Source organism: Methylobacterium sp. 1030 (assembly GCF_040544715.1).
Classification (GTDB): Bacteria; Pseudomonadota; Alphaproteobacteria; order Rhizobiales; family Beijerinckiaceae; genus Methylobacterium.
On the sequence record NZ_JBEPKM010000052.1, the window covers coordinates 1 to 5,025 of the forward strand.

The 5,025-nt window shown below is 65.8% G+C and carries 9 protein-coding genes and 2 pseudogenes; 6 read left to right on the forward strand and 5 right to left on the reverse strand.

Annotation, left to right across the window (positions count from 1 at the left end; genetic code table 11):
- Nucleotides 1-98: 98 nt before the first annotated feature.
- Nucleotides 99-380, forward strand: a pseudogene (locus ABIC30_RS31465) (ATP-binding domain-containing protein); the annotation flags it as partial.
- Between the two features lie 189 nt (nt 381-569).
- On the opposite strand, the gene ABIC30_RS31470 reads toward ABIC30_RS31465, so the two are convergent.
- On the reverse strand, nt 570-920 hold the full coding sequence (locus tag ABIC30_RS31470) for a hypothetical protein (RefSeq protein ID WP_287090588.1): 351 nt from the start codon (nt 918-920) through the stop codon (nt 570-572).
- A 232-nt stretch (nt 921-1,152) separates the two neighbouring features.
- Nucleotides 1,153-1,413, reverse strand: coding sequence for a hypothetical protein (locus ABIC30_RS31475; protein ID WP_354456813.1), 261 nt, complete (start codon nt 1,411-1,413; stop codon nt 1,153-1,155).
- A gap of 227 nt (nt 1,414-1,640) precedes the next feature.
- Here ABIC30_RS31475 and ABIC30_RS31480 point away from each other — a divergent pair, with 227 nt between their 5' ends.
- Complete coding sequence (locus ABIC30_RS31480) at nt 1,641-1,829, forward strand: hypothetical protein (protein ID WP_354456814.1); 189 nt, start codon at nt 1,641-1,643, stop codon at nt 1,827-1,829.
- Nucleotides 1,830-2,329: 500 nt separating this feature from the next.
- Here ABIC30_RS31480 and ABIC30_RS31485 read toward each other — a convergent pair whose 3' ends face one another.
- Nucleotides 2,330-2,500, reverse strand: coding sequence for a hypothetical protein (locus tag ABIC30_RS31485; RefSeq protein WP_354456815.1), 171 nt, complete (start codon nt 2,498-2,500; stop codon nt 2,330-2,332).
- A 120-nt stretch (nt 2,501-2,620) separates the two neighbouring features.
- Between ABIC30_RS31485 and ABIC30_RS31490 the strand changes: the two genes are divergently transcribed.
- Nucleotides 2,621-2,995 (forward strand): hypothetical protein, encoded by a 375-nt coding sequence (locus ABIC30_RS31490; protein WP_354456816.1) that lies wholly within the window; start codon nt 2,621-2,623, stop codon nt 2,993-2,995.
- A 2-nt stretch (nt 2,996-2,997) separates the two neighbouring features.
- Here ABIC30_RS31490 and ABIC30_RS31495 read toward each other — a convergent pair whose 3' ends face one another.
- Together ABIC30_RS31495 and ABIC30_RS31500 are read right to left on the reverse strand one after the other, a co-directional pair.
- Complete coding sequence (locus tag ABIC30_RS31495) at nt 2,998-3,246, reverse strand: hypothetical protein (protein ID WP_354456817.1); 249 nt, start codon at nt 3,244-3,246, stop codon at nt 2,998-3,000.
- Nucleotides 3,247-3,317: 71 nt separating this feature from the next.
- The gene (locus ABIC30_RS31500; protein ID WP_354456818.1) at nt 3,318-3,572 is read right to left on the reverse strand and encodes a hypothetical protein; all 255 of its coding nucleotides are present in this window, start codon (nt 3,570-3,572) and stop codon (nt 3,318-3,320) included.
- A 201-nt stretch (nt 3,573-3,773) separates the two neighbouring features.
- On the opposite strand from ABIC30_RS31500, the gene ABIC30_RS31505 reads away from it, so the two are divergent.
- From ABIC30_RS31505 to ABIC30_RS31515, 3 genes and pseudogenes are all read left to right on the forward strand, one after another.
- Entirely contained in the window at nt 3,774-3,968 is a 195-nt protein-coding gene (locus ABIC30_RS31505; protein WP_354456819.1) for a hypothetical protein, read from the forward strand.
- A 5-nt stretch (nt 3,969-3,973) separates the two neighbouring features.
- Nucleotides 3,974-4,426, forward strand: coding sequence for a LexA family protein (locus ABIC30_RS31510; RefSeq protein ID WP_354456820.1), 453 nt, complete (start codon nt 3,974-3,976; stop codon nt 4,424-4,426).
- Nucleotides 4,423-4,935: pseudogene (locus tag ABIC30_RS31515) on the forward strand (Y-family DNA polymerase); the annotation flags it as partial. The gene ABIC30_RS31510 and the pseudogene ABIC30_RS31515, both read left to right, overlap by 4 nt.
- Nucleotides 4,936-5,025: the final 90 nt, after the last annotated feature.

Below are 5,025 nucleotides of genomic sequence, written 5' to 3' on the forward strand. Positions count from 1 at the left end.
CGCCTGCGTAACGGCGTGGATGGATGAGGCGAAGCGCACCGGCGTCGTCCGGCGGATCTTCAATGCCCGCGGCTTCCGCGACGACGCGGTCGCGCCATCGGGAGGTGATCTACCCCTATGGCGAGCTCGACACGCTAGTGCCGGCCTACGCCACGACCATCCACAAATCGCAAGGGTCGGAATACCCCGCGCTGGTGATCCCGCTGGCCATGCAGCACTGGACGATGCTGGCGCGCAACCTCCTCTACACGGGCGTGACCCGCGGCAAGCGTTTGGTGGTGCTTCTCGGGCAGCGGAAGGCTGTGGGCGTCGCGGTCCGCGGCGGCACGATGAAGCCTCGTTGGACGCAGCTGCAGGAGTCGCTGTCGCAGCGCCCTTGAAGCTCGGACGAGCTCGAACCGCCCGGCTTGGCCGAGGCGGGTCTTTTCATGCTCGATAGCCTCCCCCGAACGGGTGATGTCGCTGCCCCGGACGCGCTGCTATTCCGTCAACGAGACCCCACACCTTCAGCCCCGCCGGCATTGCCGCGCGGGGCTTTCTCATATCCTGCTCCGCTCTTCAGACGCGCTCTAATTGCAGGTCAACTTCCGGCCTTCGGCCATGCCGACCTTGCGGTAGTGTTCCAGACCAGACTTGATCGCCCGACCTATGACCGCTCGGCGCACGTCTGGATTGCAGCGCAGATACTCCTCCTCGTTGAAAGCATAGTCGCCACGCCCGCCCCGCGAGCCTCGGTCATAGTCCCGATCGTAGTCGCGGCGGTCGCGATCGCCGTAGCCCCGATCTCCGTAGCCTCGGTCTCGAGGGCCATAGTCGCCGCGATCGTAGCCGTAGTCGCGTCCGCCGTAGGGCTGTGCGAAGGCCGGAGCGGCTCCGCTGAGTAGCGCCAGGCCAAGGACGGTCGCCGAGATCACCTTCATGTCGTGCTCTCCGTTGTTGCGGGGCGTGAACGCTTTCAAAGGTGGGTGGTTCGATTTGCCTGGGCGGGCGTCGAGTCCTCGCTCCCAGCGTCACTACCGTTGGGGGGCTTGTCTTTCCCTGCTCTTCACCCACTCTCAGTGTCAGGTTTGGCGGGATTCCTCCCTTGTCGGTGCCGAGCCTGAGAAGCCCGCCCGGTCCGCCGGCGCGGGCTTTTTCACGACCGCACGACGGTCAGTTCATCGCCTTGGGCCGATCGCCGACGAAGGGACCGATCCCAGCAGCCTCGACCGTTGCGAGGAAGGCCGCGTGTGCATCCACGTCCGTGGCGAACGTGTCCTGCCACCGCGTACAGCCGGAGAAGTGGATCACCTCCATACGCCACCGATCCTGCGTGCCGGCAAGGCGGTAAATCTCGACCTCAACCTCATGCCCGTCGCGCGTGAAGGGACCTGATAGGGGCGAACTCTCGAAGTCGTAGTCCTCGTTGTCCACCCTACCCGCTCCGTGCCGCCGAGCAGGCCGCCGCCCGGTCTCAACCTGGGACGGATGCGTAGAGGATGCTCACACGATCCGGCAACTGACGCTGGCCATCTAGGCATGCAATCCGCGCTGGAAATTGGCTCCTAAAGGTAAGGTAATCGAAACCCATGCCGCCGCAGAGCGACCCGCATTCTCCCGCCGTTCGGGGTGAAAAGGCTGGGCGGCTTGCGGCGACCGAGATGATCAAGACGCTGAGCCCACAGACCGGGAGCGTTCAGGGCCTCGTGCGCCGGGTTGAGGAGGTCGGTATCATCGTGGCCCAGGAGCACCTAAGAGCCGGCATGCTACCTGCTGAAGTCCGGGCATGGCACATTGGCTTCCAAGCGGGGATGAGCCTCGAACTCGGAGATTACATGCGCCGCTTCTGACAGGTCTCCTGACGGCCGCCCCGTGAGCAGATCGGGGCGGGGCGAACACAACCCGGCAGGGCAGCGGCCGGGATGGCGCTGTCGAAGGCTAGATCGCGTAGGTTGTGACAAGCGACATCATGCGCCCTTCCTCGATTAGCTTCCAAACCGACCTGATCTGCGGGCTGCCACCATCAGGCATTGGCATCGGACCTTCGAAGACGTACTTCGTGACGTAGCCGTTTTTCACTACACGAGCGAAGTTATCCGGCGTCGGATGCTCCAGCAACGCAAATATCAGCGCTCGGGGGCTCCTCAACAGTGAAGCCGCGGGACAGATAAAATTCTGCCTTTTGTCCGCCTTCCTCATGAAGGACATTGAGGAGGTAAAGGCCAATTTTATGATCTGGGATACATGGCGCGGGCCTCGGCCCGGGGGGGCAGAGGCATCCTCAAGCGGCAGTCAGGGCGTCCGCAGTAATGGTCGCGTTTCCGACAACTGGACGCGCAAACTCGACCTCTTAGGCCGCGCCCGCAGCGTAGATCTCCACGATGGTCCCGCGCGATCCGGCGGGCACCGCTAAGCCGTCGTCCGTCAGGAGATCGCGCAGGGTCGAAACCACGCTCAGCTCCGGATAGAGCGGCGAGGGCTCAGGCGCTTTGCGCAGCGTGTGCATCGTCTCGATGGACATGCGCTAAATCTGGCGCATCGGGATTGATTCAGCAACCCAGGGTAGCCCCACGATCGTGAGACGATCGACCAGCAGCGCCGAGTGACCCTCTATTAAGCTCACCCCCATATCGCCGCCAGGATGTCAGACCTCCCGCCCGCCGTCGCCTCCTGGCGCGACCAGATCGAGCGCCTGTCCGAGCACGCATCGCCGTGCCGGTATCTCACCCCGACGCGCTGGGCGGCGATGCGGGCGAACGCGCTGACCTTCCTCGATGAGCGCGGCGCCAAGGCGCACCGGCTCGGCTGGACCGCGGAGCAGCTGTTCGGCGTCCATCCGGAGCACGGATTCCTGCGCGTGGAGTATGCCGGCGCGCTGATGGTCAACGACAGTCCGGTGATCGGCGTCGAGCCGGACCGGATCGTGTTCGACCGGTTCTCCGGCTACCGGACGAAGCCCGGGCAGACCTGGGGGCCGCCGGTCTGGGCGTTTGCGGCTCGGGTAGCGGCGCGGTAGGGCTATTCTACTTCGGCGAGTTCCTCGCCGTCCTTCACGCCCAGCGCAGCTTTCTCCGCGAGCAGCGTCGCTAATGCGGACCGGATGCGATCGCCCTGATCTGCGTAGGGCAGCTCGGCTGCATCGAGCAGCGCGTCGCGATACCGCGTCTGGATCGCCGCAAGCTGCGTTGGTAGGCCGACCTTGCGTGGCGACTTCTCGGCGACCTTCGCCTTGACCGGCTTCTTCTTGGCGGGCGTTTTTCCAGGCATGCCGAGCCAAGCTGGATGCAGGCTGACGGTTCCCTCTCTCCAGAGCTCGGGATCCTAGCCGATCGCTCGTTCTACCCGTCCTGCAGGCTCTCTGCGAAGTCGTCGGGGATCTCGCCCCACTGGCCGAGGATCGTGACGCCCTCCAGTTCGCCGGTCTCGTCGTCGGCCACCACCTTCAGCGCCGCCGCGCCCGGCATCCGCCTGGCCATGTTCTCGGCCTTCTTCACCGCCCCGCTCTCGGTCTGCGCAGGCTCCTGCCGGGCCGGCCGCAGCCGCTTCCGGTGCACCTCGAAGGGCTGCACCACGAACGCCGTCTTCATCGCCATCGTCGTCTTCTCCTCCAAGCGGCCTCGGTAACGCCAAGGCCCGGAACGCATTGGCATTTCCGGATGCCTTCCACAGAGATCCCCCGCTATCCGAACCACCTCCAACCCGGCAATTGAACCGCGATCGCCCCTGCGCTTTGTTCTTCGTCTGTTCTAAAAGGGAATCGGAACGCGATGCACGCTCTCCCGCACGAGCCGCCTGTGGAGTTTCGTCTCACGGAAGCCGAGGCGATCGCGCTCCACTACTACCAGACCGCACATCGCGACGGCTGGGCGGCCCTTGTACAGGCGATTGCTGACGCCCTTGCCGACCTCGACGCCGCGGAACGGCAGGTTGATGACCAGGGCCGCCTGGTCTCCCACGGTTACGCACGCGGTCGCGTCTCCGCAGCCTGAACCTCATGTCAGTACACCGTATCGACGAGCTGCTGGTCCGCAGCCCTGAAGCCGTCCGCGTCCCGCTGATCGGGCAGGCCCTGTGCGCCGGCTTCCCGTCGCCGGCCGACGACTTCCTCGAGGGCGCGCTCGAGCTGCCCCGCTGGCTCGTGCCGAACCCGCCCGCCACCTTCCTGTGGCGGATCAGTGGCTCGTCCATGGAGGGCGCCGGCATCTACGACCGCGACCTCGCCTGCGTCGACCGCAGCCTCAAGGCGGGCCACGGCAGCATCGTCGTCGCGGCGGTCGACGGCCAGATGAGCTGCAAGCGCCTCGTGATCGACGGCAACGTCGCCCGGCTCGCCTTCTGCAATCCGGACCTGCCCGCCTTCGCGGTCGACGAACTCGGCGAGGGTGTGATCTGGGGCGTGGTGCGCTTCTCAATCCGCTGGCACGTCGCCCGCGGGCAGGTCTTGTGAGCACGCCGGAAGCCCGCCGGCGCGACCGGATTGGCGGCGGCCGCGCCGTGGCGCTGATCGACGGCAACAGCTTCTATTGCTCCTGCGAGCGCGTGTTCGACCCGAAGCTCGCCGCCGTGCCGGTAATCGTGCTTTCGAACAACGACGGCTGCGCCATCGCCCGGACCAGCGAGGCCAAGGCGCTCGGCATCAAGATGGGCGACCCGTACTTCAAGATCCGCGAGATGTGCCAGGCGCAGGGCGTGCGGGTGTTCTCGTCGAACTACACCCTCTACGGCGACATGAGCGGTCGCACCAACGCGGTCTACCGGCAGTTCAGCCCGGAGGTGGAGATCTACTCCATCGACGAGAGCTTCCTGAACCTGTCGGACGTGGCGCCGGGCTTGCGGGTCGAGCTCGCGCGGGACCTGCGCGCCACCGTGCGGGCCTGGACCGGGATCCCGACCTGCGTCGGCATCGGCCCGACCAAGACGCTGGCCAAGCTCGCCAACCACATCGCCAAGATGATCCGCCCCCAGTGAAGTGGTCCGCCCTGAGGTATGGCTTTCGGGCCAGGACGAGGACGGACAGATGGGAACGAAGGGGCACAAGCCGGAGGA